This is a genomic window from Streptomyces tagetis (assembly GCF_018069565.1).
GTDB lineage: Bacteria > Actinomycetota > Actinomycetes > Streptomycetales > Streptomycetaceae > Streptomyces > Streptomyces tagetis.
This window is the reverse complement of sequence record NZ_JAGPNL010000002.1, coordinates 489,272-514,435: the sequence shown is the minus strand read 5'-3', so window position 1 is coordinate 514,435 and position 25,164 is coordinate 489,272. Positions and strand designations below refer to the sequence as shown.

Genomic DNA, 25,164 nt, shown 5'->3' with positions numbered 1-25,164 from the left:
CGCGGCTCGTGTGCGGTGCGTGAGGGAGCTGTCGCGCGGTGTGAGACAGCCCTCAAAGGGAAGTATGTTCACCGCTGAACCACTGTCACCACGAATTTCCGGCCACTCTCTTGGCATATTACGGGTGATTGCTGGCCGAAACGTGGGGACGCCGGGGCGCGGCGGCCTGAGCGCCCGGCCCGCCGGTCCTCGGGGGAAAGGGGGTGACCGGCGGGCCGGGGGGCGGGAGGCTGCCGGGTCAGCCCGCGACGGCGCGGTCGATGCGGGCCAGTTCCTCGTCCGTGAACTCGGGCCCCCGGACCGCCGCGACGCTGTCCTCCAACTGCGCCGGGCTGCTCGCGCCGACCAGGGCGGAGGTCACCCTGCCGCCCCGCAGCACCCACGCCAGCGCCATCTGCGCCAGGCTCTGCCCCCGGGCACGGGCGATCTCGTCCAGGGCGCGCAGCCGGCCGACCAGCTCCGCGGTGACGGCGTCGGAGCGCAGGAAGGGGCTGTCGCTCGCGGCCCGCGAGTCCTCCGGGATGCCGTCGAGGTAGCGGGAGGTCAGCAGGCCCTGCTCCAGCGGGGAGTAGGCGATGGAGCCGACCCGCAGCTCGTCGAGCGTGTCCAGCAGGCCCTCGGTCTCCGGGCGCCGGTCGAGCAGGGAGTAGCGCGGCTGGTGGATCAGGAGCGGGGTGCCGAGGCCGGCGAGGATGCGGGCGGCCTCCCGGGTCTGCTCCGCGGAGTAGTTGGAGATGCCCACGTAGAGCGCCTTGCCCTGCTGGACCGCCGTGTGCAGGGCGCCCATCGTCTCCTCCAGCGGAGTCTGCGGGTCCGGGCGGTGCGAGTAGAAGACGTCGACGTACTCCAGGCCCATGCGGCCCAGGCTCTGGTCGAGGGAGGAGAGGAGGTACTTGCGCGAGCCCCACTCGCCGTACGGTCCGGGCCACATCAGGTAGCCGGCCTTGGTCGAGACGACCAGCTCGTCGCGGTGGCGGCGGAAGTCGGCGCGCAGTGCCTCGCCGAGGGCGGACTCGGCGGAACCGGGCGGCGGGCCGTAGTTGTTGGCGAGGTCGAAGTGGGTGACGCCGAGGTCGAAGGCGCGGCGCAGGATGGCCCGCTGGGTCTCGGCGGGGCGGTCCGGACCGAAGTTGTGCCACAGGCCGAGCGAGAGCGCGGGGAGCTTCAGGCCGCTGTGTCCGGTGCGCCGGTAGGGCATGTCCGCGTAACGGTCGGGGTGTGCGGTGTACAACGCGACTCCTGAGGGGGTTGGCACCCGGGTACGGGCGGGAGAGGGACCGCTCCCACTCTGGCGTGGCCTGCGGGCAGTGGTCCAACAGAAGAATCCGATGGGATTCAGCGGATACGCTTCTCAATCATGGAACTGCGCCATCTCCAGCACTTCGTGGCGGTCGCCGAGGACCGGCACTTCACCCGCGCGGCGGAACGGCTGCTGGTCTCCCAGTCCGGCCTGTCGGCCTCCATCCGGGCGCTGGAGCGGGAGCTGCGGGCGCCCCTGTTCGTCCGGACCACGCGCCGGGTGACGCTGACCGAGGCGGGCCGGGCCCTGCTGGGCGAGGCGCGGCGCGTCCTCGCCCAGGTCCGGGCGGCGCACGAGGCGGTCGCGGCCGTGCAGGGCGTCCTGCGCGGCACGCTGTCGCTGGGCACCGAGCAGTGCGTCGCCGGGGTCCATGTGGCGGGGCTGCTGGCCGCGTTCCGCCGGCGCCACCCGGACGTGGAGATCCGGCTGCGGCAGGCGGGCTCGGGCGAGCTGGCGGAGGAGGTGGCGGCCGGGCGGCTGGATCTGGCCTTCGCCTACCGGACGCGGGCCGACACCGACCAGTTGCGCTCCGCGTCGCTGGCGGCGGAGCCGATGACCGTGCTCTGCCATCCCGGCCACCGCCTCGCGGCCGGCGGGGCGGTGCTCGCCCCCGGCGACCTCGCCGACGAGGTGTTCGTCGACTTCCACCCGGACTGGGGACCGCGCCGGGTCACCGACGCCGTCTTCGCCGCCGCGGGCGTCCGGCGCAGTGTCGCCCTGGAGGTGAACGACGTGCACGGGCTGCTCGACCTGATCGACGAGGACCTCGGCATCGCGGTCGTGCCGCGCCACTTCCGGCACAAGCGGGCGTCCCTGACCTCGCTCCCGCTCCAGGACAGCGGCCGGACCCTCTACGAGACCATCGCCCTCTCCCCGCCCCCGCAGGCGATCAGTCCGGCGGCGCGGGCCCTGCTGGCGCTGCTGGAGACGGGGAGCGGCTGAGGCCCGGCTGCGCCATGGTGGAGGCATGCACGCGAAGGACATCCTCATCGAGGGCTACAGCCGCGTCCGGGAAGAGGTCCACGCCGCCGTCGAGGGCCTCGGACCCGACGCGCTCCACGCCCGCCCGACCGACCGCGCCAACTCCGTGGCCTGGCTCGTCTGGCACCTCACCCGGGTGCAGGACGACCACGTCGCCGACGCCTTCGGCCTCGACCAGGTGTGGATCGCCGAGGGCTGGGCGGAGCACTTCGGGCTGGGCCTGCCGCGCCACGACACCGGGTACGGCCACACCCCGGCGAAGGTCGCTTCGGTCCGGGTCGGCTCCCCCGGCCTGCTGACCGGCTACCACGACGCCGTGCACGAACGGACGGTGGGCGCGCTGCGCTCGCTGACCGCGAAGGAGCTGGACGAGGTGGTGGACGAGGGGTGGGACCCGCCGGTCACCCTCGGGGTGCGGCTGGTCAGCGTCCTGTCCGACGATCTCCAGCACGTCGGACAGGCCGCCTACGTCCGCGGGCTCGTCCGCGGCAGCGCCGCGTAGCCCGGCAGGACGACGTCCTCGATCAGCGCCCGGCGCTCGTCGTAGGGGATGAAGGCGCTCTTGAGGGCGTTCACGGTGACCGTGCGCAGGTCGGCCGCGGTCCAGCCGGCCTCCTCGACCAGCAGGGACATCTCGCGGGTCATCGTCGTGCCCGAGACCAGCCGGTTGTCGGTGTTGAGGGTGACCCGGAAGCCGAGGTCCTTGAGCGCGGTGATCGGGTGCTCGGCGATGGAGGTGGCCGCGCCGGTCTGGAGGTTGGAGGTCGGGCACATCTCCAGGGCGATGCGGCGGTCGCGGACCCAGCCGGCGAGGCGGCCCAGCTTGCCGGCGGCGAGGTCGGGGATGTCGTCGGTGATGCGCACGCCGTGGCCGATGCGCTGGGCGCCGCACACCTGGAGGGCCTGGTGGATGCTGGGCAGCCCGTGCGCCTCGCCGGCGTGGATGGTGAAGGGCACGTTCTCGCGCCGCAGGTGCTCGAAGGCGTCGAGGTGGTCGGCGGGCGGGAAGCCGTCCTCGGCGCCGGCGATGTCGAAGCCGACGACCCCGGCGTCGCGGAAGGCGACCGCGAGGTCGGCGGTGGCGCGGGTGCGGTCGAACATCCGCATGCCGCAGAGCAGGGTGCCGACCCGGACCGGCGTGCCCTCGGCCGCGGCCTTGGCCATGCCGGCGGCCAGCCCCTCCTGGACGGTCTCGACGACCTCGGCGAGGGTGAGCCCCCCGCGGAGCATCAGCTCGGGGGCGTAGCGGACCTCGGCGTAGACGACGCCGTCGGCGGCGAGGTCGAGGACGTACTCCTCGGCGGTGCGCAGCAGCCCCTCGCGGGTCTGCATCACGGCGAGGGTGTGCTCGAAGGTGGCGATGTAGCGCACCAGGTCGCCCGAGTTGGCGGCCTCGTAGTACCAGGCGGCCAGTTCGCCGGGGTCGGTGGTGGGCAGGGGGTGGCCCACGGCGTCCGCCAGCTCGACCACGGTCTCGGGGCGCAGTCCGCCGTCGAGGTGGTCGTGGAGTACGGCCTTGGGCAGGGCGCGGAGGGTGTCGGTGTCGATGCGGGGCGCGGTCATGCGGGTGTTCCTCGGCAGGTCGTTCGAAGGGTCACGCGGCGGGCCGACGGCTGGGGGTGGGCGCCGGAGCCGTCGGGACGGCGGTGACGGGAGAGGTTATACGTAAAACTGCCTGGGCACCAGTCCGGGCCCCGGGGTGCGCCCGCGGGCGGGTCCGGGGCCCCTTCCCGGCCGGAAACGGGGGCGGCGCCGCCCGTCCGCCGCGGCGGGCTGGAGCCTGCGCGGGGGACGGACGGCGCCGCCGGTGCCTGGAGCGGGTCAGCAGTAGAGGTTGCCGCCCGGGTCGACACCGAGGATCTGCGCGAACCGCTGGTAGGTGCTCACACGGCTCTGGACCTGCGCGGGGTTGCGGCCGTCGCACTCCAGGGAACCGTTGATGGAGCGGATCGTCTGGCCGAAGCCGGCCCCGTTGACCATGGCGTTGTGGCCGGTCATGCTGCCGGGCCCGGACTGGGTGTTCCAGTACCACAGCGCGGTCTTCCAGGCGACGGCCGAGTCGTTCTGGACCAGCCAGGGGTTGCCCAGCAGGTCGATGCCGAGGGCGTCGCCGGCCGCCTTGTAGTTGAAGTTCCAGCTCAACTGGATCGGGCCGCGGCCGTAGTAGGCGGCCTGTCCGGCCGGGCAGCCGTAGGGCTGGCCCCAGTCGCAGTAGTGCGGGTAGTTGGCGGTGTTCTGCTCGACGACGTGCACGAGACCGCCGGTCTCGTGGCTGACGTTGGCGAGGAAGGCGGCGGCCTCCTGCTTCTTCGTCGCGTCGCCGCCGGTCTTGGCGAAGCCCGGGTAGGCGCTGAGCGCCGCGGTCAGCCCACTGTAGCTGTAGAAGGAGTTCCGGCCCGGGAACATCTGGTTGAACTGGGACTCGCTGACCACGAAGTCGCCGACCGGCGTCTGGGAGCCGCCGTCCTCGCAGGCGTACGGGTCCCAGTACCAGGTGCTGATGATCGGGTCGTAGCCCGGGTTGGCGTGCTCGGCGATGTACGCCTTGCCGTCCGTGTAGCGGACGATGTCGCCCGCGTTGTAGTAGGTGCCGGCCGACCAGTTCGGGTAGCTGGAGCACGACGCGGCGGACGCCGGGGTGGCCGGCAGCAGCGCGGGGACGGCGCCGGCGAGGGCGAGCACGGTCACCAGGGCGGAGATACGGCGTCTCGACACAGGTACTGCCTCCTTGTCGGAGCACGGTCGCTCCCGCGCCGGGGGGAAGGGCGCGGCGGCGGCCTCGTACGCACGGGCCGGCCGGGCCGGCCACGGCGTGGGGCGACCGTGGTGGGGGGTGGGGACGACACTCAACCGCGTTGGTCTGTACCAGTCAAGGGTGTAGACCAATTCCGGCCGTTTCCCTTCAGCGAAGCCGAACCGGCCCCGCGCCGGGCGGAGTTGGCCGACAATCCCCCCGACCCGCGCACACCGGGGACGCGGTGACCGTTGCGTACCGGATCGCGGGCATCTCCCACCCGTCCCAGACCTACACATAAGGGGCGAATAAGAGCACAATGGATGTGCGCGGCGTGAGTTCGGATCGTCCGCCGCGATAGGCCTTGCCAGTCACGAAGGAGACGACTCATGGCCAACGTCTCGCACTCAAGAGGTGACATCGCCACCCATCCCGACGCCCCGGAGATGCGGGCCCGCTACGCCCGTATGCTCGGTGGCCGCGACGTGGCACTCGTGGACGGGCCGGTGTTCCTGCTCGGCCTCTACTGTGCCGTGTCCCCGTGGATCGTCCACTTCACCGCCAACCAGCCGCCGCTGGTGGCGCACAACCTGATCATCGGCGTCGCCATCGGTCTGCTGGCCCTCGGCTTCACCCGGGCCCCGGAACGCATGTACGGCCTGAGCTGGGCGATGTGCGCGGTCGGCGTGTGGATGATCATCTCGCCATGGATCGTCGGCACCCACCCGGACGCCGGCGTCATCTGGAACAACGCCGTGATCGGCGGCCTGGCCCTGGCGCTGGGGCTGGTCTGTGCCGGGACGGCGGCCAGGAGCGCCCCCAGGCACTAGGCCACGAGTGGCGCTCCCGGCCGCGGGCCGGTCCGGACTGCCGGGCCGGCCCGCGGCCTTCGCTTCAACGACCCGTACGGGCAAGGGGGTTGGGCTCCGGCGGAGTGCCGTCGCCGCCAGTGGGCAGACGTAATCCCGCGGGGGTCTTGACGGAGAGGGGCGGAAGTGGAGATCGACGGCATCATCAGTGCCATCGTCATCGGCGTCATCATCGGTGTCCTGGGCCGGCTGGTCGTCCCGGGGCGCCAGCGCATCGGCGTCCTGTGGACGATCCTGGTCGGCATCGTGGCCGCGCTGATCGGCTCGTGGATCGCGAGCGCCTTCGGGGTGGCCGACACCAAGGGCGTGGACTGGATCGAGTGGCTGATACAGATCGGCCTGGCGGCGGTCGGCGTGGCCGCGCTGGACCGGTCGAAGGCGGGCCGCTGAGGGACCCCGCCCGGGGCGGCAGGGTGTCGACGCGGTGCCTGGCGGCACGCCGGACCGGCGTGCCGCCTCGCGTGTACGGGGCCCACGGGGTGGTGGGCGCACGGCCGACCGGGCACGGCGGGCGCCCACGCGCGGTCGGCGGTGCCGGACCGGGGGTCGGGCGGCGCAGGACGTAGGGTTCGCGGCGGAGACGACACCGCGAGGAGGGCCGTACGCCATGGCCGTGAAGGACACCGAACTGACGTATCTGCGCCGCTGCGTGGAGCTGGCCGCCGAGGCGCTGGAGGCGGGCGACGAGCCGTTCGGCTCGGTGCTGGTCGGCGCGGACGGCACCGTACTGGCCGAGGACCACAACCGGGTGGCCTCGGGTGACCGCACCCGGCATCCGGAGTTCGAGCTGGCGCGCTGGGCGGCGGCCCACATGAGCGAGCCCGAGCGGGCGGCGGCGACGGTCTACACCTCCGGTGAGCACTGCCCCATGTGTGCCGCGGCGCACGCGTGGGTGGGCCTCGGGCGCATCGTGTACGTCGCCTCGTCGGCGCAACTGGCCGGCTGGCTGGACGAGCTGGGCGTGGGGCGGCCTCCGGTGCGGACGCTGCCGGTCGGCGAGGTGGCGCCGGACGTGGTGGTGGAGGGGCCGGTGCCGGAACTGACGGCGGAGATCCGCGCCTTGCACCGCCGGTTCCACGGCGCCTGAGCCGGGGTTCGGCAGGGGCGCGCGGACCGGGTGGGGCTCGGACCGGGTGGCGCGCGGACCGGGTCAGCCGTGCGCCGGCCGGGTGAGGGCCGCGCCGTCCCGTGTGGGGCCGGGACCGGCGCGAGGGCGGTCCGGTCAGGCCGCCGCGTGGTGGCGGAAGCGCCGGTAGAGGACCGCGCCGCCGAGGACCAGGGCCGCCCCGCCCGCGAGCAGCGGCAGCGCCTCGTCCGTGCCGGTGTGGGCGAGCGACGCCGTGGTCTGCGGCGGCTCGGCCCGCGGGGCCGGCCGGGGCGGGGCGCGGTGCTCGGCGGGCGCGGGCGGCTCCGGCGCCGGACGCTCCGGGCGCTGGGGCCGCTCGGGGCGCTCGCCGGTGGTGTTCACCGACTCGTTGCCGAAGACCGGGTTGCCGATCCCGACCACGTTCACGCTGTTGCCGGTCGCGTTGACCGGGACGTGCACCGGCAACTGCACCCCGTTGCCGGAGAGCACGCCGGGCGAGTCCTCGGCCACGCCCTCGGCGACGGCTCCGCCGGAGCTGCCGCCGCCCGCCGCGTGGCCGCCGTCCGAGACGTTGGCGCAGCGGTTGCCCATGGCGGGGTTGAGGAGCCCCACCACGTCGACCGTGTTCCCGCACACGTTCACCGGGATGTCCACCGGGAGCTGGACGGTGTTGCCGGAGAGCACTCCGGGGGAACCGGCCGCGGTACCGTCCGCCGTGGCGCCGTCGGCCGCGAAGGCCGCGCACGCCGGGAGCGTCACGGCCATCGCCCCGGAGGCGGCGACGGCGAGGACACCGGTTCGGGTCACCCTTCTCATCAGGTCCCTGCCTTCCAGACTTTGCTCACGGGCACTCGCCCGCACCGGGTAAACGCCGAGCCCCCGCGCCGGGTTATGGCCCCCCGGCCTTTCACCCCATCGGGTGGCCGGCCTCGAACGTGCCGTGAAGACGGCCCGCGCCGCACCGGACGGGCCCCGGCGCGCGGGACGAGTCCGGCCCGGCGCGCGGTGCGGGAACGGCCGGCGCGCGGCACCGGGCGCGGCCCCTGATGTGCCCGGAGGCGAGCCCCGCGGCGCCCGCTTATGGTGAGCGAGGGCGTCGACGACCGGTCCGCGACGGGGCGCCCGGGAGGCATCGATGCCGGCCAAGCTGTCGATACGGTCCTCGGTCCGACGCCGCGCGGCCACCGGCGCGCTCGGCCTGGCACTGCTCGGCGCGGGTGTGCCCGCCGCCGCTCAGGACGGGGGACCCGGCCTGTCCCGCTTCTACGACCAGAAGGTCCGATGGTCGGCCTGCCGGGGACTGGAGGTGCCGAAGGACCTCCAGTGCGGCAAGGTCACCGTCCCGCTGGACTACGCCCGGCCCGGCGCGGGCACCCTCGACCTGGCCCTCGCCCGCTACCGGGCGACCGGTCCCGCGCGCGGCTCGGTGGTGCTGAACTTCGGCGGGCCGGGCGGTTCCGGCGTCAGCGCGCTCGCCTCCGCGGGCAAGGCGTTCATGCCGCTGACCAACGGCTACGACGTGGTCGGCTTCGACCCGCGCGGCGTCGGCCGGTCCTCGCCGGTGACCTGCGGCCCGGCCACCGAGAAGATCATGGAGGCCACCGGCGGGGACCAGGACATGGCCGACCCGCGGGCCGTGCTGGGGCGGCTGCGGGACGCCGCCGCCGAGTGCGCCCGGCACTCCGGGCCCGTCCTGCGGCACATCGGCACGGTCGACTCCGCCCGCGACATGGACGTCATCCGCGCGGCGCTCGGCGACGACCGCCTCACCTACCTGGGCTTCTCCTACGGGACCCGGCTGGGCGCGGTGTACGCGGCCCGGTTCCCCGACCGGGTGGGCCGGATGGCGCTGGACGGTGTGGACACGCTGACCGAACCGCTGGCCGAGCAGGGGCTCGCCGGGGCGCGGGGCCAGCAGACGGCGCTGGAGCACTTCCTCGACTGGTGCGTCGAGGACATCGCGTGCCCGTTCGGCCAGGACGCCCGCGACGCGCGCCGCCAGGTGGTCCGGCTGGTGCGCTCGCTCGACGCCGACCCGGTGCCGACCGCGCTGGGGCAGGAGTTCACCGGGCAGGACCTGGTGGGCGCGATCGTGCAGGGCCTGTACAGCCGGGAGCTGTGGCCCTCGCTGGAGCGGGCGATCGGGCAGCTCACCGACGACGGCGACACCCGGGGGCTGGAGAACTTCGTCTCGGGCGGTGTCGGCCTCCCCCTCCGGTCCGCCGGGAGCGGGCGGGACGGCGGCGGGCTCACCGACGAGGAGGACGTCCCCCGCGACAACCTCCCCTCGGCCCTGATGGCGATCAACTGCGCGGACGACCCCGACCGGCCCGGCGCCGACCGGGTGCTGCGCTCCCTGGGCCCGCTGCGCGAGCGGTACGAGGCGGCCTCCCCGGTCTTCGGCCGCTACCGGCTCACCCAGGTCCTGATGTGTTACGGGCGCCCCGCGGGCACCGACTACATCCGCGAGCGGGTCAAGGACGTGGACACGGCGAAGATGCTGCTCGTGGGCACGCGCGGCGACCCGGCGACGCCGTACCGCTGGACCGTGGAGACGGCCGAGCGGCTCGGGTCCTCGGCCGTGGTCCTCGACAACCGCTCCGAGGGCCACACCGGCTACGCCTCCTCGCGCTGCGTGCACCGCAAGGTGGACGACTTCCTGCTCTACGGCTCCCTGCCGCCCGACGGCAGTTCGTGCGGGCCGGAGGGCGGGGAGGGCACCGGCTGACCGGGGGCCGGCCCGGCGTCCGCACGGCCGTGCGCCTAGCCGTGCGGGGACCGGTCCGCGCGGCCGGGACCCCGCCCGCCAGGTGCCCCGAATGCCCGATACGTCCGCCCGGCCTATGGTGCTGACATGGAGCACGATCTGAGTCCCGCGACCCTCGCCGAACTGCGCCGGCCGCGCCCGTACCCCGCGGTGTCCCTGCTGACGCCCACCCACCGGCGTGCCCCCGACAACTCCCAGGACCCGGTCCGGCTGCGCAATGTGGTCGCCGAGGCCAAACGACGCCTGGAGGAGGACCCGGCGGTGACCCGGGAGCGACGCGCCGAGGTCTCCCGGGAGCTGGACCGCGCCCTCGCCGAGGTCGACCTGGCGCACGCCGAGGACGGGCTGGCGATCTTCGCCGCCCCGGGTGAGCACCAGGTCTGGACCCTCACCCGTTCGGTGCCCGAGCGCGTCGTGCTCTCGGACACCTTCCTCACCCGCAACCTCGTCGCCGCGCACGCCGCCGGCCGCCCGTTCTGGGTGCTGTCGGTCGCCGCCGACCGCGTCACCCTGTGGAGCGGCGGCCCCGAACGGGTCGTCGAGGAGCACGCCGGCGGCTTCCCGATGGACCGTCCGGAGCCGAACTTCGACCCCGAGCGCGTGGAACGGATCGGCGACACGCCGAGCGCCTTCCGCGACGAGGACACCCGCGCCTTCCTGCGCGAGGCCGACACCGCGATGGGCCGCGTGCTGCGCGCCGACCCGCGCCCGGTCTACGTCACCGGGCCGCAGCCCGCGCTCTCCCTGCTGGAGGAGACCGGCACCGTCCTGCGGGACGCGGTGTCCGTGCCGCACGGCGGGCTCGCCCACGGCACGCCCGACTCCGTGTGGCAGGTGGTGCGCCCGGTGCTGGACGCCGAGGCGCGCGGCGCCGCCGACGCGGTGGCCCGGGAGCTGGAGGCGGCCCGGGGGCGCAAGGACTTCGCGGCCGGCGTCGACGAGTTGTGGCGCAGCGTGCGCGAGGGCCGGGTACGGCTGCTGGCGGTCGAGGAGAACTACCGGGTGACGGTGCGGGACGACGGCGCCCACCTCGTTCCGGCGGCCGACGGCGATCCGGACGCCCGCGAGGACATCGTCGACGAGATCGTCGAACAGTGCCTGGAGACCGGGGCCGAGGTCCGCTTCGTCCCGGACGGCGCGCTCGGCGCGGCGGACGGCATCGCGGGTGTGCTGCGCTACTGAGCCGGGGCCCCGGCGCCGGGCCGCGTCCCCTTGACGGCCGTGACACCCTGTTCGCCACAGCCACACCCGCCGGGCGCGGGTGCGGGGCGGACCCGGGGAAGGAGCCGAGGGGCGTGGGCGAACTGCTGGGTGTGGCGGTCCTGGGCGCGGGGCACATGGGCGCCGATCACGTACGGCGCCTGGACCGGACGGTGGGCGGCGCGCGGGTGGTCGCCGTCGCGGACCCGGACCCCGCGCGGGCCGAGGCGGCCGTGGCCGGCGTCGCCGGGGCGAAGGCGCTCACGGAGGCGGAGGCCGCCCTCGACGCGCCCGGGGTGGAGGCCGTGCTGATCGCCTCGCCGGGCGAGGCGCACGAGGCGGCGCTGCTGGCCGCGTTCGCGCGGGGGCTGCCGGTGCTGTGCGAGAAGCCGATGGTGCCGGGCTCGGCGGGCGCGCTGCGGGTGGTGGAGGCGGAGGCGCGGCTCGGCCGCAGGCTGGCCCAGATCGGCTTCATGCGGCGCCACGACACCGCGTACGCGCGGCTGAAGTCGGTGCTGGACGGGGGCTCGCTGGGGCGGGTGCTGATGCTGCACTGCGTCCACCGCAACGTCTCCTCCCCGCCGGGCTTCACCTCCGCGATGCTCATCGAGAGTTCCGTCGCGCACGAGATCGACGCGGCCCGCTGGCTGCTCGGGCAGGAGCCGGCCGCGGTGAGCGTGCTGCGGCCCCGGCCGTCCCCGGGCGCGCCCGAGGGGCTGCTCGACCCGCAGTTCGTGGTCCTGGAGACGGACGGCGGCGCCCTGGTCGACGTGGAGATCTTCGTCAACTGCGGGTCCGGGTACGAGGTCCGCTGCGAGGCGGTGTGCGAGAAGGGGAGCGCCCGGCTCGGACAGGCGCCCGGCCTGGCGGTCACGGCGGCGGGCACGGTCCGCGAGGAGGTGCCGCAGGACTACCTGGTCCGGTTCGCGGACGCCTACGACCGCGAGGTGCGGGCCTGGGTCGACGCCACCCGGCGCGGCCGGGTCACCGGCGCGAGCGCCTGGGACGGCTACGTGGCGGCGGCGACCGCCGAGGCGGGGGTCCGCGCCCTGCAGACGGGCACCCGCAGCACCGTCCACCTGGCACCCCGCCCCGCGCTCTACCACCCGGCGTGACGGGAACGGCGCCGCCGGGGAACCACGGGGAACAGCCATCCCTCGAACGCGCGGACGAACCCGGCCGGGACACCCCGCGCCACCGTCAAGTCGCGTAGGCCGGCTACGACTTGACGGCCCCGGCGGCTACGCCGCGCACGTGCCGAAGTCACTCCGGGGAGACGGTGGCATATGCCGAAAGCACCCCCGTATCGTGTGTCGCCAAATCCCTTACAGCGCGTGGGGGGCTGTGCCACAGTCGTAGCGGCCCTTCCGCCAGCATCGGTTCCGCCCTGGTCGTACCCTCAGCACATCGGAGTGCGTCATGCCGTCCCACCTGTCCGCGGACCGCCCGGCCGCCCAGCCCCCGGGGCGCGGCTCGGTCGAGGCCCTGATATCGCAGGCGCGGCGGCTGCGCGGCGAGGTGGACGCCGTACGGCGGGACAGCCAGGACGACGACACGGACCCGCGCGGACGCTGGCAGCGCGCCCTGTGCGATCTGGCCCTGCACCACCTGCGGGACCTCGACGACCACCTGGCCCGGCTGCGCGACGGCCCGGAGCCCCTCCCCCGGCCCTCCTCCCTGCTCAGCCGGGTCGGCAGCGCCGAGTGGAACCTGCTCACGGACGAGGCCGACTGGTCCTCCGAGCTGTACCTCATCCTCGGCCGCGACCCCGCCGAGGCGCCGCTGAGCCTCGACGCGCTGCCCTCGCTGGTGCTGCCCGAGGACCGGCCCCGGCTGACCGCGATGGTCACCGACTGCCTGGTCGACGCCCGGTCGATCGACGGCGAGTTCCGCATCGTGCGCCCCGACGGCGCCGTACGGACCGTGCACATGATGGGCGAGCCGGTGCTCGACGCCGACGGCGGCACCGCCTCGATGTGGGCGGTGCTGCGGGACGTCAGCGAACTGCGCCTGACCGAGCGGGCGGTGAGCGAGACCCACGCCTCGCTCCGGTTCCCCCCGCCACCGGCGCCCGGGGCGCCCGATCCGCAACCGCCGCCCTGGCAGGGGATGTTGCCCTTCCCGGAGGAGGGGCGGCCGGGCCTGGACCTGGCCGCCGCCCATCTGCCGGGCCCGGCCGGCGCCACCGCGGGCACCGCCTGGTACGACGCCTGCGCGCTCCCCGGCGACGACACCCTGCTCGGCATCGGGTGCCTCGCCGCCGGGGCCGGTCCGGCGCGGAGCCCGGCCCTGGTGATCGGCGCGCTGCGCGGCATGGCGCTCGCCGGTGTCGGGCCCGAGGAGCTGGCGGACCGGCTCGCCCTCCTGCTCGGCGCCCCCGCGACGCCGGCCCCGGGCACCACCCTGTGCTGCGGCTACCGCCCCGGCACCCGCACCCTGGTGTGGGCGCACACCGGACACCCCGCCCCGCTGCTCTTCCGCGGCGGAACGGGGCGGGTGCTGGACGGGCGGACCACGGCCACCCTCCACGCCGGTGACCTGCTGCTCCTCCACGGCGGCGGACCGGTGGCGGAGCACCCCGGGCACGCCTCGGCCGCCCTCGCCCACCGGCTGCTCGCCCTGGCCCCCCGGCTCTCCGGGGCCCGCACGGCGCGGGAGGGCGTCCGCATGGTGACGGAGGAGTTCGGCGGCAAGGACGACAGCGGCCGGGGCGACGGCACCGGCGGCGCGGTCGACGCGTGCGTGCTGGCCGCCCGGGTGACGGCCTGACGGGACCGGCGGGCGGGACGGGGCAGAGTGCCAGGGCGGAACACCGGCAGGGCGGGGCACCAGCAGGGCGGGGCACCGGGAGCGCCGGGAGGTCCCGCCCCGACGACGCGCCGCCCGTGACGGCGCGACGCGCATGACGGCGCACGGCCGTGACCGCTGCCCGGTCGTGACGGTGTGCCGGGTCAGGCCGGGGCGGTCCCGGCGCCGGTCCCCCTTCCCTTGAGCTGCCGGGTCCTGGGCAGCGCCCGCTCGATCTCCTCGCGCAGCTCCCGGATTCTCGGGTAGCCGGCGCACTCGGCGGTGAGCCGGTACATCTGGCGCAGCCGGTCCCAGGTGCGCTGGGAGGAGTTGGAGCCCATCGACACCAGGGCGAGCCGCGCGTACCGGTCCGCCTGTTCGGGATCGTCGCCGATGAAGCAGGCGGAGGCCATCGACAGGTAGTCGAAGATCTTCGACCGCTGGCGGCCGTCGATCCGCAGGGCCAGCGCCTTCTCCGCGAAGTGCTGGGCGTGCACCGCGGCCCCCGGGTCGAACTCGGCGAGCGTCCGGTAGGCCAGGGCCTGCATGCCGTAGAGGTCCTCCTCCTTGAAGGTCTGCATCCAGTCCGGGGCGGGTTCGTGCGGCCGGTCGGAGACGAAGAGGTCCTCGGCCTGGCCCAGGGTCCGGCGCATGGCCTGGCCCTTGCCCATCGACGCCTGTGCCCACGCCTCGATGGTGAAGAGCATCGCCCTGGTGCGCGGCAGCACCTCGTCGCCGGAACCGGAGCGGGCGAGCTTCATCAGGTCGAGGGCGTCGTCGGGCCGGCCCAGGTGGACCATCTGCCGGGCCGCCCGGGAGAGGGCCTCCCCGGCGCGCGGCCGGTCGCCCCCCTCCCGGGCCGCGTGGGCGGCGATGACGAAGTACTTCTGGGCCGTGGGCTCCAGGCCGACGTCGTGCGACATCCAGCCCGCGAGGACGGCGAGGTTGGCGGCGACGCCCCACAGGCGCCGCTGGAGATGGGGCGGGTGGTGGTAGGCGAGCATGCCGCCCACCTCGTTGAGCTGTCCCACCACGGCCTTGCGCTGGAGGCCGCCGCCGCGGGCGGCGTCCCAGGCGCGGAACACCTCGACGGAGCGCTCCAGTTCCTCGATCTCCTGCGACCCGATGGGGGCGGCCTCGTAGCGGTCGTACCCGGCGGGGTCGGCGTGCAGGGATCGGGAGCTGTCGGAAGCGTCGGCGACCAGGTCAGGGTCGGTGTGCAGCCAGTCGTGCATGGCGCTGGTGAGTGTGGAACCCGCGGCGAGCGCGGCGCCCGCGCCCACCAAGCCGCGTCGGTTGAGCATGAGGTCCATTCCCGTGAATTCGGTGAGGACCGCGGCGGTCCGTTCGGGCGCCCACGGCACACCGTCGGGATGTTCCTCGCTCCCGCCGCCCTGCCGTTTCCCCGCACGCCCGTGCCGGACCAGACCGAGGTCCTCGATGGTCACGACACGGCCGAGACGCTCGGTGAACAGCACCGCCAGCACCCGCGGCACCGGATCGCGCGGGATCTCCCCCATGTCGATCCACCGCCGCACCCGCGAGGTGTCGGTCGCCAGTTGCGGGTGGCCCAGGGCCGCCGCCTGCCGGTTGACCAGCCTCGCGAGCTCGCCCTTGGACCAGCCGGCCAGGCCGAACAGGTCCGACAGGCGGGTGTTGGGTTCTCTGCTCACGTCAAGCCCCCAGGTTCTCGGCTGAGTTGACAGTAGCCCGGGGCACGTTGCCGGGCGACTATTCGCCACCGTTCGCCAGGGTGCGCCAGATGGTGTGCCAGGGGCTGAGGGGTGTCAGGTAGGAATGCGCCACCCCGGCCCGGTTGCCGGGGGCCACTCCCCAGGGTGGTTCCCGGCAACCGGCCGGGGCAGCGCGATGCCTTTCGGACAGGCACCGCTTTTCAGGCAGGCACAGCAGGCACACGAAGGGATCTGTTCCGCCCATGTACGCAGCATCGTCCTCCGTGTCCGCGCCGCCCCGGCCGCCGCACCCCCGCCAGCCGGCGGCCGGCGGCCCCTACCTCGCCCCCGCGCGTCCCGCGGCCCCGGTGCTCGGGGCGGGCAGGGCGCGGCGCGGCCCCGGCACCCAGCCGCTCAGCGGCAGGATCGACATGTCCGGCCCGCAGGGGGCCCCGTTGCGCGCGGCGATCGCCTCCGTGCACCGGATCTGCCCGGAGTTCGCCCCGGTGCAGGTCCTGCGGCGCAGCGCGCGCTCCGTGCTCCTGGTGGGCACGACCGGGCGCAGCACCGCGGTCGCCAAGTGCTTACTGGACCACTCCCCCGTGTGGACCGAGCGGATCAGGCACGAGATAGCGGCCTACCGCTCCTTCGTCCGGCACCGTCCGCCGGTGCGCGCGCCGCGGCTGATCGCGGCGGACCCGGACGACTGCACGCTGGTGATCGAGCGGATGCCCGGCCGTCCCACGGCCCTGCAACGGCACCCGGTGGAGGCCCCGCCGCGGGCGGACATCCGGGCGGCGCTCGGCGCGGTCTGCCGGCTCAACGCCTGGCGTCCGCCGGCCGGCACCTTCGACGCGCCGCTGGACTACGCGGAGCGGATCTCCCGCTACCACGAGCAGGGGCTGTTCACCGACCGGGACCTGGGCGACCTGCAGAAGCTGCTGCACGGCATCGCCCACACCTCCGGGCGCCAGGGCATGGGCCAGTTCTGCCACGGCGACGCGCTGCTGTCCAACATCCTCATGTCGCCGGCCGGGCCGGTGCTGGTGGACTGGGAGCACGCGGGCTGGTACCTGCCGGGGTACGACCTGGCGACGCTCTGGTCGATCCTCGGTGACGCGCCCGCGGCCCGCCGCCAGATCAGCCAGATCGCCCAGTCGTCGGGGCCCGCCGCCCGCGACGCGTTCCTGGTCAACCTGATGCTGGTGCTGACCCGGGAGATCCGTACCTACGAGATGGCCGTGCAGCGGTCGATGCGGGAGACCGCCCCGGCGGCGCCGGGCCACCCGGGCGCCGTGGCCACCGGTGAGGAGCAGCGGCTGCTGCTGCGGCGGCTGCACGACGACTGCCAGACGGCCCGACGGGCCGTGCGCGCGGCGGTCGGCACCCGCTGACGAACGCACGAGCGCGGACCTGACCGCGGGGCGCCCCCTGTCTACGGGGGGGGCGCCCCGCGGTCTTCGGCGTGCGGGAGCCGACGCGGTGCCCGCTGCGGAACGCGCCCGGGGGTGCGTGTGCCGGGGGAATCGGGCGGCGCCTCGGCATGATTGACGGGTCGTCGGGTGTCGGGTACCACTGACGCACGCTCGGCCCCGCACGCCCCGCTCCGCCCCGACCGTCACTGGAGGCCGCATTGCGAGGACCCGTCACCGCCCCCGAGCCCACCCCCGCCCGCCGTCGCCCACGCGCCCCGGCCACGGCCCTTGCCGTCGCCGCGCTCCTCGTCCCGCTGCTCGGCGCCGCCCCCTCCGCCGCCGGCCCCGGCGCCGGGCCCGCCGACCCGCCGGACGGGCTCCAGCGGGCGTTCGCCGCGGCGGCGGCCGAGTACCACGTGCCGCAGAGCGTGCTGCTGGGCGTCTCCTACCTCCAGTCCCGCTGGGACGCCCACGGCGGCGCCCCGAGCGTGACCGGCGGCTACGGCCCCATGCACCTCACCGACGCGCGGACCGCGACGACCGGCAGCTCCCACCACGACACGGGTGGCGAGGACCCGCGCGGCGACGACGCCCGCCCCCGGCCGCGGCCCGGGGCCGTACCGCTCCCGGCCGACCTGCCCGCCCGGCTGACCACCCTGCCGAGGGCGGCCGGACTGACCGGCCGGGACCCGGCCGAACTGCGCACCGACCCGGCCGCCAACGTGGCCGGCGGCGCGGCGCTGCTCGCCGCCGCCCAGCGCGAACTGGGCCGGGAGCCGAGCGAGGACCCGGCCGACTGGTACGGGGCGGTGGCCCGGTTCTCCGGCGCGGACGACACCGCCTCGGCCGCCGCCTACGCCGACGAGGTGTACGCCGTGATCCGTGCCGGGGAGCGGCGCACCACCGACGCCGGCCAGCGCGTCACCCTGCCGGCCCGGCCCGCGCTCGCCCCCGACACGGCGCAGCTCGCCCGGGTGGGGCTGCGCACGGCCTCCCGGGCCGGCACCGAATGCCCGAGGTCGGTCTCGTGCGAGTGGGTCCCGGCACCGTACGAGGAACTGGGCGACGACGACTACGGCAACCACGACCTGGGCGACCGGCCCGCCTCGCAGCGCATCCGGTACATCGTCGTGCACGACACCGAGGGCACCTGGGACGGCGTCCTGAACATGGTGCGGGACCCGGCGTACGTCTCCTGGAACTACACGCTGCGCTCCACCGACGGCCACATCGCCCAGCACGTCAAGGCGAAGGACGTGGCCTGGCACGCGGGCAACTGGTACGTCAACGCGAACTCGATCGGCCTGGAGCACGAGGGCTTCCTCGCGGAGCCGGACTCCTGGTACACGGAGGCGATGTACCGTTCCTCCGCGCGACTGGTGGCCTATCTGGCCGGGCGGTACGGCATCCCGCTGGACCGGCAGCACATCCTCGGCCACGACAACGTGCCGGGCCCGACCCCCGCCACCGTCCCCGGCATGCACACCGACCCGGGCCCCTACTGGGACTGGCGGCACTACTTCCGGCTGCTGGGCCGGCCCTTCGAGGCCACCGGCCCGAAGGGGTCCGGCGTGGTCACGATCCGTCCCGACTACGCCGCCAACCGCCCGGAGTACACGGGCTGCGAGACGGCCGGCGAGGCGTGCGCGCCGCACGGTTCGAGCGCGGTGCGGCTCCACTCGGACCACGACGCGTCGTCGCCGCTGATCGAGGACGTCGGCCTGGGCGGCGCCCCCACCACCGGCGTGAACGACCTGTCGTCCCGCGTCTCCACCGGCCAGCGGTTCGCGGTGGCCGACCGGTGGCGGGAGTGGACGGCCATCTGGTACCTCGGGCAGAAGGCGTGGTTCCGCGATCCGTCGTCGCGTCCGGCGGCCGTGCCGGGCACCGGCCGCACGGTGACGCCGCGCGAGGGCCTGGAGAGCGTCCCGGTGTACGGGCGGGCCTACCCGGAGGCGGCGGCCTATCCGGCGGGGGTGCCGGTGCAGGAGATCACCCCGCTGCCGTACACCCTGCCCCGGGGCCAGCGGTACGTGGCCGGGGACAAGGTGCCGGGCGAGTACTTCTGGGCCCCCACGTTCGACCCGGCCTCCCACCGGGTGGTGACCGGGAAGGACCTCTACTACGAGATCCAGTTCGGCCACCGGATCGCCTACGTGCGCGCCGCCGACGTGCGTCTCGTGGGCGGCGGCGCCTGAGGACGGTGGCTCAGCCCTGCTGGAACAGCTCCGGCGGGAGCGGTTTCAGCAGGGCGTACAGGTCGTCGGTGATGGGGCGGTCCCAGGCGGCGATGGTCACCAGGACGTCGTCGCTGCGGTCGAACTGCACGCAGGAGACGCGGCTCTCGGAGAGCTTGAGCCGGCGCACGATGAGCAGGTTGTCGCCCTGCATGACCGGCACGTCCTCGGAGCCGACGACGCTCACCTCGTCGTCGTTCTCCAGTGCCAGCAGGAGCTGGCCGACCTCGAACGGGATCTCCCCCTCGGGGAGGTCGCGGGCCGGTGATCCCTGCGGCAGATTGCCGATGATCATCGCGGGCCCGCGCCCGCCGAACAGGTCGTAGCGCAGGAAGACGCCCTGGCAGCTCCCGTCGGGCGCCGGCAGCAGGCCGGCGCCGAGATTCCCGGGCCAGTCACCCGGGTCCATGGCCAGTACGTCGAAGTCGGGCCCGGCGGGGGTGGCGCTGCGGCGGCGGAGGAACGACATGCCGCCATGGTACGTGGCCGGGCCCGGCGCGCGGCGTGCGGGCGGCGCACTCGGCGGACGTCTTCCGCGCCCCCCGAGGCGCCCCCGAGGCGCCCCCGTGGGACCCCGAGGCGCCCGCCGGGAGTCCCGGCGGGCCGGCCGCGTCACTCCTCGGCGGGGGTGGGCGGCACGACCGCGATCGGGGCCGCGGCGTGCAGCAGGACGGCGTGGGTGACCGAGCCCATCATGCGGGCGGGGGCCAGCAGGCGCCGCCGGTGCCGGCCGACGACGACCAGGTCGGCGTCGCGGGATGCCGCGACGAGGTGACCGGCCGCGTCGCCGGGCACGGGGAACGCCTCGGCGCGCACCTCGGGGTTGCGTCCCCGGTGCGGGGCGAGGAGTTGCTCGGCCAGCGTGCGGGTCTCGCTCGCGATGGACGCCTCGTCGATGGCCGGGGCGACGATCTGTCCGGCCGCGGCCCAGCTCTGCACCGGCCAGGGGTAGGCGGCGACGACCTGGAGGCGGGCGCCGCGCCGGGCGGCCTCCTCGAAGGCGAAGGCGAGGGTGGCCTCGTCGGGGCTGTCGACATTGAGGCCGACGACCACCCGGGGGCCCTGCTGGGCGGGGGCCTCGCCGTGCACCTCGCGGCCGGGGCGGGGCACCACGACGACCGGGCAGACGGCGTCGCGGGCCGAGGCCAGGCCGTTGGAGCCGAGCAGGAGGCTGGTGAAGCCGCCGCGTCCCCGGGAGCCGAGGACCAGCAGTTGCGCGTCGGCGCCCAGTTCCGGCAGGACGCCGCCCGGGACGCCCTCCAGGGCGATGTACTCCATCGGGGGGAGCCCGGCGCGCTGGGCGAGGTGGTGGCGGGCCTCGTCGAGCACCGGGTCCTCTCCGGTGTCCGGCGGACCGGCCACCAGGACGTCGGCCTGCGGCCAGGCCGCGTACTGGCGCACGTGCACCACCCGGAGCGGCGCCTTGCGCAGCAGGGCGGTGTCCACGGCCCAGTCCAGGGCGCGCAGGCTGTCGTGCGAACCGTCGACCGCCGCGATGACCGGCAGGGTGCTCATGGGGTCCTCACCTCCGGAGTATGTTCTTCCGTTCATCATCCCCCGTCCGGGGCCGCCCCCGCTCGGATACGGACGTCCTCGGAGGGTGCCGAAGATCACGTGTCCGGAGACTCCGGGGTGACACCCCCGGATGGGCGGGCCGCCCTCAGGTGAGGTCGAAGTCGCCCTCGCGCGCGCCGGAGACGAAGGCGCCCCACTCGTCCGGGGTGAAGATCAGGGACGGGCTGTGCGGGCTGCCGCCGTTGCGCAGGGCGACGAAGCCCTCGACGAAGGCGATCTGGACGTCCCCGTGGCCGCGGCTGCCGGGCCGCCACTGGGCGTCGCTGAGGTCCAGGTCCGGCTTGTCCCAGCCGGCGCGGGGATGGTGCTGGGTGGTGCTCTCGGCCACGTCCGTGCTCCTCCCGAGTGGTTCGGCGCGGTCAGCCTAGCGACCGGGCCGGGGTGCCGAACAGGCCACGGGCGGGTGGCGTTCTCGCGGCCGGCGGGCACCCCGGCGGGCGGCGCGGCTCAGGGGGCGGCCAGGCGGTCCCGCAGCTCGCGTTTGAGGATCTTGCCGCTGGCGTTGCGGGGCAGGGCCTCGGCGAACAGCACCCGCTTGGGCGTCTGGAAGGCGGCGAGCCGGCCGCGGACGTGGGCGATCAGCTCCTCCTCGGTGACCTCGCCGCGCGGCACGACGACGGCGGTGACCGCCTCGATCCACCGTTCGTCGGGCAGTCCGACGACGGCGGCCTCGGCGACCGCCTCGTGGGTGTAGAGGACGTCCTCGACGTGGCGGGAGGCGACCAGGACGCCGCCGGAGTTGATGACGTCCTTCACCCGGTCGACGATGGTGAGGTAGCCGTCCGCGTCCCGCACGGCGAGGTCGCCGGAGTGGAACCAGCCGTCGCGGAACGCCTCGGCGGTCTCCTCGGGGCGGTCCCAGTAGCCCTCGCACAACTGCGGGGAGCGGTAGACGATTTCGCCGGGGGTGCCGTCGGGCACGTCCGCGCCCTCCTCGTCGACCACGCGGGCGTCGACGAAGAGGACGGGCCGGCCGCAGGAGTCCATGCGGCCCTCGTGCTCGTCGGGTCCGAGGACGGTGGCCAGCGGGCCGATCTCGCTCTGGCCGAAACAGTTGTAGAAGGCCAGCTCCGGCAGGCGGGCGCGCAGCCGCTCCAGCACCGGGACGGGCATGACGGACGCCCCGTAGTACGCCTTGCGCAGGCCGGTGAGGTCGCGGCTCTCGAAGTCGGGGCGGTTGGCCAGGCCGATCCACACGGTGGGCGGAGCGAAGAGGCTGTCCACCCGGCCGGCCTCGATCAGGTCGAAGAGCACGTCGCCGTCGGGCGCGTCGAGGATGACGCCCGTCGCGCCGACCGCGAGGTAGGGCAGCAGGAAGACGTGGGTCTGTGCCGAGTGGTACAGGGGCAGCGCGTGGGCGGGGCGGTCGCCGGCGCTCAGGTCGAGGGCGGTGATGGCGCTCAGGTACTCGTGGACCAGGGCGCGGTGGGTCATCATCGCGCCCTTGGGCAGGGCGGTGGTGCCGGAGGTGTACAGCAGTTGCACCAGGTCCTCGCCGCCCGGTTCGGGGCCGTCGTGGGCGGCGGCGCCGGCCTGCCGGGCGAGCAGCGAGTCGTCGGCGTCGCGCAGCGCCAGGGCGGGGACGCCGGCGGGGAGGCGTCCGGCGAGGGCGGGGTCGGTGAGGACGAGGGCGCTGCCGGACTGGCCGAGGATGTGGGCGAGGTCGTCGCCGGTCAGGTTCTGGTTGACCGGGACGTGGACGAGACCGGCGCGGGCGCAGGCGAGGAAGGCGATGAGGTAGGCGTCGGAGTTGTGGCCGTAGGCGGCGACGCGGTCCCCGGGGGACAGGCCCCGCTCGCGCAGGACGGTCGCCGCGCGGGAGACGGCGGCGTCGAGTTCCTCGTAGGTCCAGGAGCGGTCGCGGTACTCGATCGCGACGCGGGCCGGGGTGCGGCGGGCGCTGCGCCGGAGCACCCCGTCGACCGTGCTGCGGTGTCCGTGCGTCATGCCTGCCGATCTTCGGTGGCCGCGGGGCCGGGGTCAAGGGATGTACGCGGGGCGGGGCGGGGGCCGACGTTCCCGCGGCGCGGCCTGCCGAGGCTTGGGGCCGGGGTCATCCCCGGTCCGCCTCCAGGACGGCCATCGCCGCGTTGTGGCCGGGGATGCCGCTCACCCCTCCCCCGCGCACCGCGCCCGCCCCGCAGAGCAGCACGTTCGGGTGGGGGGTCTCCACGCCCCAGCGGCCGGTGCCGTCCTGGGCGTGGGGCCAGGACAGGTCGCGGTGGAAGATGTTGCCGCCGGGCAGCCGCAGATCGCGTTCGAGGTCCAGCGGGGAGCGGGCCTCGATGCACGGGCGGCCGTCGGCGTCGGTGGCCAGGCAGTCGGCGAGGGGCTCGGCGAGGTGGGCGTCGAGCTGGGCGAGGGTGGCGGCGAGCAGTTCCTCGCGGACCCTGTCGTGGTCGTGGGCGAAGAGCCGGGCGGGGGTGTGCAGTCCGAAGAGGGTGAGGGTGTGCAGTCCCCGGGCGCCGGGGCCGAGGATGCCGGGGTCGGTGAGCGAGTGGCAGTAGATCTCGCTCGGCGGGGCGGTGGGCGGCCGGCCGGCCGACGCCTCGGCGTGGGCGGCGGCGAGCTGTCCGTACCCCTCGGCGATGTGGAAGGTGCCGGCGAACGCCTCGCGCGGGTCGGTGCCGGGGTCGCGCAGGGCCGGGAGCCGCGTCAGCACCATGTTCACCTTGAGCTGGGCGCCCTCGGCGGGCGGGGGCGGTGCGGCGCCGGTGAGGGCGGCCAGTTCGTGCGGGGAGGCGTTGACCAGGACGTGCCGGGCGGCGGCGACCCGCTCGCCGGCCTCCGAGCGGAAGGTGACCTCGGCGGTGTGCCCGTCGGTGTCGATACGGACCGCCTCGTGGCCGGTGGCGAGCACGGCGCCCGCGGAACGGGCCGCGCCGGCCAGGGCGTCGGTGACGGCGCCCATGCCGCCCACGGGCACGTCCCAGGCGCCGGTGCCGCCGCCGATGACGTGGTAGAGGAAGCAGCGGTTCTGCCGCAGGCCGGGGTCGTGGGCGTCGGCGAAGGTGCCGATCAGCCCGTCGGTGAGGACGACGCCGCGCACCAGGTCGTCGGCGAAGCGCTCCTCGATCGCCACCCCGAGCGGCTCCTCGAACAGGGTGCGCCAGGCGTCCTCGTCGCCGACCCTGCGGCGCAGTTCCGCGCGGGTGGGCAGGGGCTCGGTGAGGGTCGGGAAGACGGACCGGGCGACCTGGCCGGTCATGGCGTGGAAGCGCCGCCACGCCCCGTACTCGCGGTCCGATCCGGTGAGCCGGGCGAAGGACTCCCGGGTGCGCCCCTCGTCGCCGCCGACCAGCAGTCCGGCCGGCCGTCCGTCCCGTTCGACGGGCGTGTACGAGGAGACGGCGCGGGCGCGCAGCCGGACGTCCAGCTCCAGATCGCGCAGGATCTTCCGGGGCAGGAGGCTGACCAGGTACGAGTAGCGGGAGAGGCGGGCGTCGACGCCGGGGAAGGGCCGGGTGGACACGGCCGCGCCCCCGGTGTGGTCCAGCCGCTCCAGCACCAGGACGCTGCGTCCGGCGCGGGCCAGATAGGCGGCGGCGACGAGCCCGTTGTGCCCGCCTCCGACGACGACGACGTCATGGCTGCGCGATACCCGCGGTGCGGTCATGGCCCTTGGTAACACGGGGACGCTCCCCCGGGCCAGGGCGCGGCGCCGGGGCCCGCTCAGCGCAGGGTGGCCAGGAAGGTGCCGCAGGCGCGGGCGCAGTCACGGCAGGAGCGCGCGCTGTCCTCGGCACCCGCGTGGGCGTCGAAGACGTGCGCGCTCTCCAGGCAGACGCTCACGCACCAGTCGAGCTGGGCGCGGAGCACGTCCTCGTCCACCTGGTTCTGGTCGGACAGCATCCGGCACGTGGCGTCGCACACCTCGGCGCACGTGATGCCCTGGCGGCGCGCGTGGTCCCGGCTCTCCGTCCCGTCCGGGTCCACGAGGCCGGCCCGCAGCGCGGTGTTCCTGGCGCACTCGCCGCACGCCTGGGCGCAGGCGAACCGGTCCTCCAGGAAACGGAAGAGTTCCTGCTGGGAAGTTGGCGGGGTCACACCCGGCGGGTTGCCGCGAGGTACGCCGCCAAACCCGGCCCCGGGGCGCGGTCCGCCTCCGGCCGGGGTACGGGTTGGCGGCGGTCGCGGAGGGTACCCGCGCTCCATGGACGACGCATGGATGGAGTCGGCGGCGGGGTCCGGCGCGGCGAGCGTGGCACTGGTGGTGGCGGCCGTCGTGGTGGTGGCGGTGCTGATCGGGGCCTTCGCGTACGGTGTCCGCCTCAAGCGGCGCGAGCCGCCCCCGCCGACGTCCGGGGAGCAGCCGAGGCTGCCCGAGGAGGGGCCGGTCGGGGAGGTCCGGGAGCAGCGGGAGCCCGACGAGATGCCCCGCGACGACGACCGGACGCTGCCGCACGAACTGCGGCACCAGGGCAGCCGCACCGCCCCCGGGCAGGACCGGCGCCGCTGGGACGAGGGAAGCAGCGGCTCCTTCGGCAGCGGCGGTCCGGGCGGGCACTGACCACGGGGCGGGTCCGGAAGGGGGACCAG

General features: G+C 75.1%; 23 protein-coding genes. 12 read left to right on the top strand and 11 right to left on the bottom strand.

The genetic code is table 11. The features are described from left to right. Positions 1-238 precede the first annotated feature (238 nt). Positions 239-1,231, bottom strand: coding sequence for an L-glyceraldehyde 3-phosphate reductase (gene mgrA / locus J5Y05_RS10345; RefSeq protein ID WP_210870646.1), 993 nt, complete (start codon positions 1,229-1,231; stop codon positions 239-241). A 126-nt stretch (positions 1,232-1,357) separates the two neighbouring features. Between mgrA and J5Y05_RS10340 the strand changes: the two genes are divergently transcribed. Beyond that, positions 1,358-2,242, top strand: a complete 885-nt coding sequence (locus J5Y05_RS10340) for a LysR family transcriptional regulator (RefSeq protein WP_210870643.1) — start codon at positions 1,358-1,360, stop codon at positions 2,240-2,242. Positions 2,243-2,267: 25 nt separating this feature from the next. Continuing rightward, positions 2,268-2,783 (top strand): mycothiol transferase, encoded by a 516-nt coding sequence (locus J5Y05_RS10335; RefSeq protein WP_210870641.1) that lies wholly within the window; start codon positions 2,268-2,270, stop codon positions 2,781-2,783. Here the strand turns inward: J5Y05_RS10335 and J5Y05_RS10330 are convergent. After that, positions 2,747-3,844: an adenosine deaminase gene (locus tag J5Y05_RS10330; protein WP_210870638.1), complete on the bottom strand. Its 1,098-nt coding sequence runs from the start codon at positions 3,842-3,844 to the stop codon at positions 2,747-2,749. The genes J5Y05_RS10335 and J5Y05_RS10330 overlap by 37 nt on opposite strands. Positions 3,845-4,102: 258 nt before the next feature. Further along, a complete protein-coding gene (locus J5Y05_RS10325; RefSeq protein ID WP_210870636.1) occupies positions 4,103-4,996 on the bottom strand; it encodes a glycoside hydrolase family 19 protein in 894 nt (297 codons plus the stop codon). A gap of 408 nt (positions 4,997-5,404) precedes the next feature. Between J5Y05_RS10325 and J5Y05_RS10320 the strand changes: the two genes are divergently transcribed. From J5Y05_RS10320 to J5Y05_RS10310, 3 genes are all read left to right on the top strand, one after another. Continuing rightward, positions 5,405-5,845 carry an SPW repeat protein gene (locus tag J5Y05_RS10320; protein ID WP_210870634.1) on the top strand — a complete coding sequence of 147 codons (441 nt, stop codon included), beginning with the start codon at positions 5,405-5,407 and terminating at the stop codon, positions 5,843-5,845. Positions 5,846-6,010: 165 nt separating this feature from the next. Then, the gene (locus tag J5Y05_RS10315; protein ID WP_210870631.1) at positions 6,011-6,274 is read left to right on the top strand and encodes a GlsB/YeaQ/YmgE family stress response membrane protein; all 264 of its coding nucleotides are present in this window, start codon (positions 6,011-6,013) and stop codon (positions 6,272-6,274) included. Positions 6,275-6,491: 217 nt separating this feature from the next. Beyond that, positions 6,492-6,971 carry a nucleoside deaminase gene (locus tag J5Y05_RS10310; RefSeq protein ID WP_210870628.1) on the top strand — a complete coding sequence of 160 codons (480 nt, stop codon included), beginning with the start codon at positions 6,492-6,494 and terminating at the stop codon, positions 6,969-6,971. 135 nt (positions 6,972-7,106) lie between these two features. Here J5Y05_RS10310 and J5Y05_RS10305 read toward each other — a convergent pair whose 3' ends face one another. Then, positions 7,107-7,787 carry a chaplin gene (locus J5Y05_RS10305; protein ID WP_210870625.1) on the bottom strand — a complete coding sequence of 227 codons (681 nt, stop codon included), beginning with the start codon at positions 7,785-7,787 and terminating at the stop codon, positions 7,107-7,109. 319 nt (positions 7,788-8,106) lie between these two features. Between J5Y05_RS10305 and J5Y05_RS10300 the strand changes: the two genes are divergently transcribed. The 4 genes from J5Y05_RS10300 to J5Y05_RS10285 all read left to right on the top strand — a co-directional run bounded on the left by J5Y05_RS10300 (position 8,107) and on the right by J5Y05_RS10285 (position 13,707). Then, entirely contained in the window at positions 8,107-9,699 is a 1,593-nt protein-coding gene (locus tag J5Y05_RS10300) for an alpha/beta hydrolase (protein ID WP_210870622.1), read from the top strand. Between the two features lie 126 nt (positions 9,700-9,825). Next, on the top strand, positions 9,826-10,920 hold the full coding sequence (locus J5Y05_RS10295; protein ID WP_210870619.1) for a baeRF3 domain-containing protein: 1,095 nt from the start codon (positions 9,826-9,828) through the stop codon (positions 10,918-10,920). Positions 10,921-11,033: 113 nt separating this feature from the next. After that, positions 11,034-12,053, top strand: a complete 1,020-nt coding sequence (locus tag J5Y05_RS10290; protein ID WP_210870616.1) for a Gfo/Idh/MocA family protein — start codon at positions 11,034-11,036, stop codon at positions 12,051-12,053. 304 nt (positions 12,054-12,357) lie between these two features. Next, on the top strand, positions 12,358-13,707 hold the full coding sequence (locus tag J5Y05_RS10285) for a PAS domain-containing protein (RefSeq protein WP_210870614.1): 1,350 nt from the start codon (positions 12,358-12,360) through the stop codon (positions 13,705-13,707). Between the two features lie 182 nt (positions 13,708-13,889). Here the strand turns inward: J5Y05_RS10285 and J5Y05_RS10280 are convergent, their stop codons facing one another. Continuing rightward, the gene (locus tag J5Y05_RS10280; protein ID WP_210870611.1) at positions 13,890-15,398 is read right to left on the bottom strand and encodes a DNA-binding protein NsdB; all 1,509 of its coding nucleotides are present in this window, start codon (positions 15,396-15,398) and stop codon (positions 13,890-13,892) included. A 263-nt stretch (positions 15,399-15,661) separates the two neighbouring features. On the opposite strand from J5Y05_RS10280, the gene J5Y05_RS10275 reads away from it, so the two are divergent. Both J5Y05_RS10275 and J5Y05_RS10270 read left to right on the top strand, forming a co-directional pair. After that, a complete protein-coding gene (locus tag J5Y05_RS10275; RefSeq protein ID WP_210870608.1) occupies positions 15,662-16,792 on the top strand; it encodes an aminoglycoside phosphotransferase family protein in 1,131 nt (376 codons plus the stop codon). Between the two features lie 239 nt (positions 16,793-17,031). Further along, entirely contained in the window at positions 17,032-19,011 is a 1,980-nt protein-coding gene (locus tag J5Y05_RS10270) for an N-acetylmuramoyl-L-alanine amidase (RefSeq protein WP_210870605.1), read from the top strand. A 10-nt stretch (positions 19,012-19,021) separates the two neighbouring features. Here the strand turns inward: J5Y05_RS10270 and J5Y05_RS10265 are convergent, their stop codons facing one another. The 6 genes from J5Y05_RS10265 to J5Y05_RS10240 form a co-directional block, all read right to left on the bottom strand. Beyond that, positions 19,022-19,519, bottom strand: a complete 498-nt coding sequence (locus tag J5Y05_RS10265; protein ID WP_210870602.1) for a hypothetical protein — start codon at positions 19,517-19,519, stop codon at positions 19,022-19,024. A 143-nt stretch (positions 19,520-19,662) separates the two neighbouring features. Then, a complete protein-coding gene (locus J5Y05_RS10260; protein WP_210870599.1) occupies positions 19,663-20,565 on the bottom strand; it encodes a universal stress protein in 903 nt (300 codons plus the stop codon). A 145-nt stretch (positions 20,566-20,710) separates the two neighbouring features. Continuing rightward, positions 20,711-20,953 carry a DUF397 domain-containing protein gene (locus tag J5Y05_RS10255; protein WP_210870596.1) on the bottom strand — a complete coding sequence of 81 codons (243 nt, stop codon included), beginning with the start codon at positions 20,951-20,953 and terminating at the stop codon, positions 20,711-20,713. A gap of 119 nt (positions 20,954-21,072) precedes the next feature. Beyond that, on the bottom strand, positions 21,073-22,572 hold the full coding sequence (locus J5Y05_RS10250; RefSeq protein ID WP_210870593.1) for an acyl-CoA synthetase: 1,500 nt from the start codon (positions 22,570-22,572) through the stop codon (positions 21,073-21,075). A 106-nt stretch (positions 22,573-22,678) separates the two neighbouring features. After that, positions 22,679-24,241 carry a phytoene desaturase family protein gene (locus J5Y05_RS10245; RefSeq protein ID WP_210870590.1) on the bottom strand — a complete coding sequence of 521 codons (1,563 nt, stop codon included), beginning with the start codon at positions 24,239-24,241 and terminating at the stop codon, positions 22,679-22,681. Between the two features lie 56 nt (positions 24,242-24,297). Further along, positions 24,298-24,672, bottom strand: coding sequence for a four-helix bundle copper-binding protein (locus tag J5Y05_RS10240; RefSeq protein WP_210870587.1), 375 nt, complete (start codon positions 24,670-24,672; stop codon positions 24,298-24,300). Positions 24,673-24,778: 106 nt separating this feature from the next. Between J5Y05_RS10240 and J5Y05_RS10235 the strand changes: the two genes are divergently transcribed. Beyond that, complete coding sequence (locus tag J5Y05_RS10235; RefSeq protein ID WP_210870584.1) at positions 24,779-25,135, top strand: DUF6479 family protein; 357 nt, start codon at positions 24,779-24,781, stop codon at positions 25,133-25,135. Positions 25,136-25,164 lie beyond the last annotated feature (29 nt).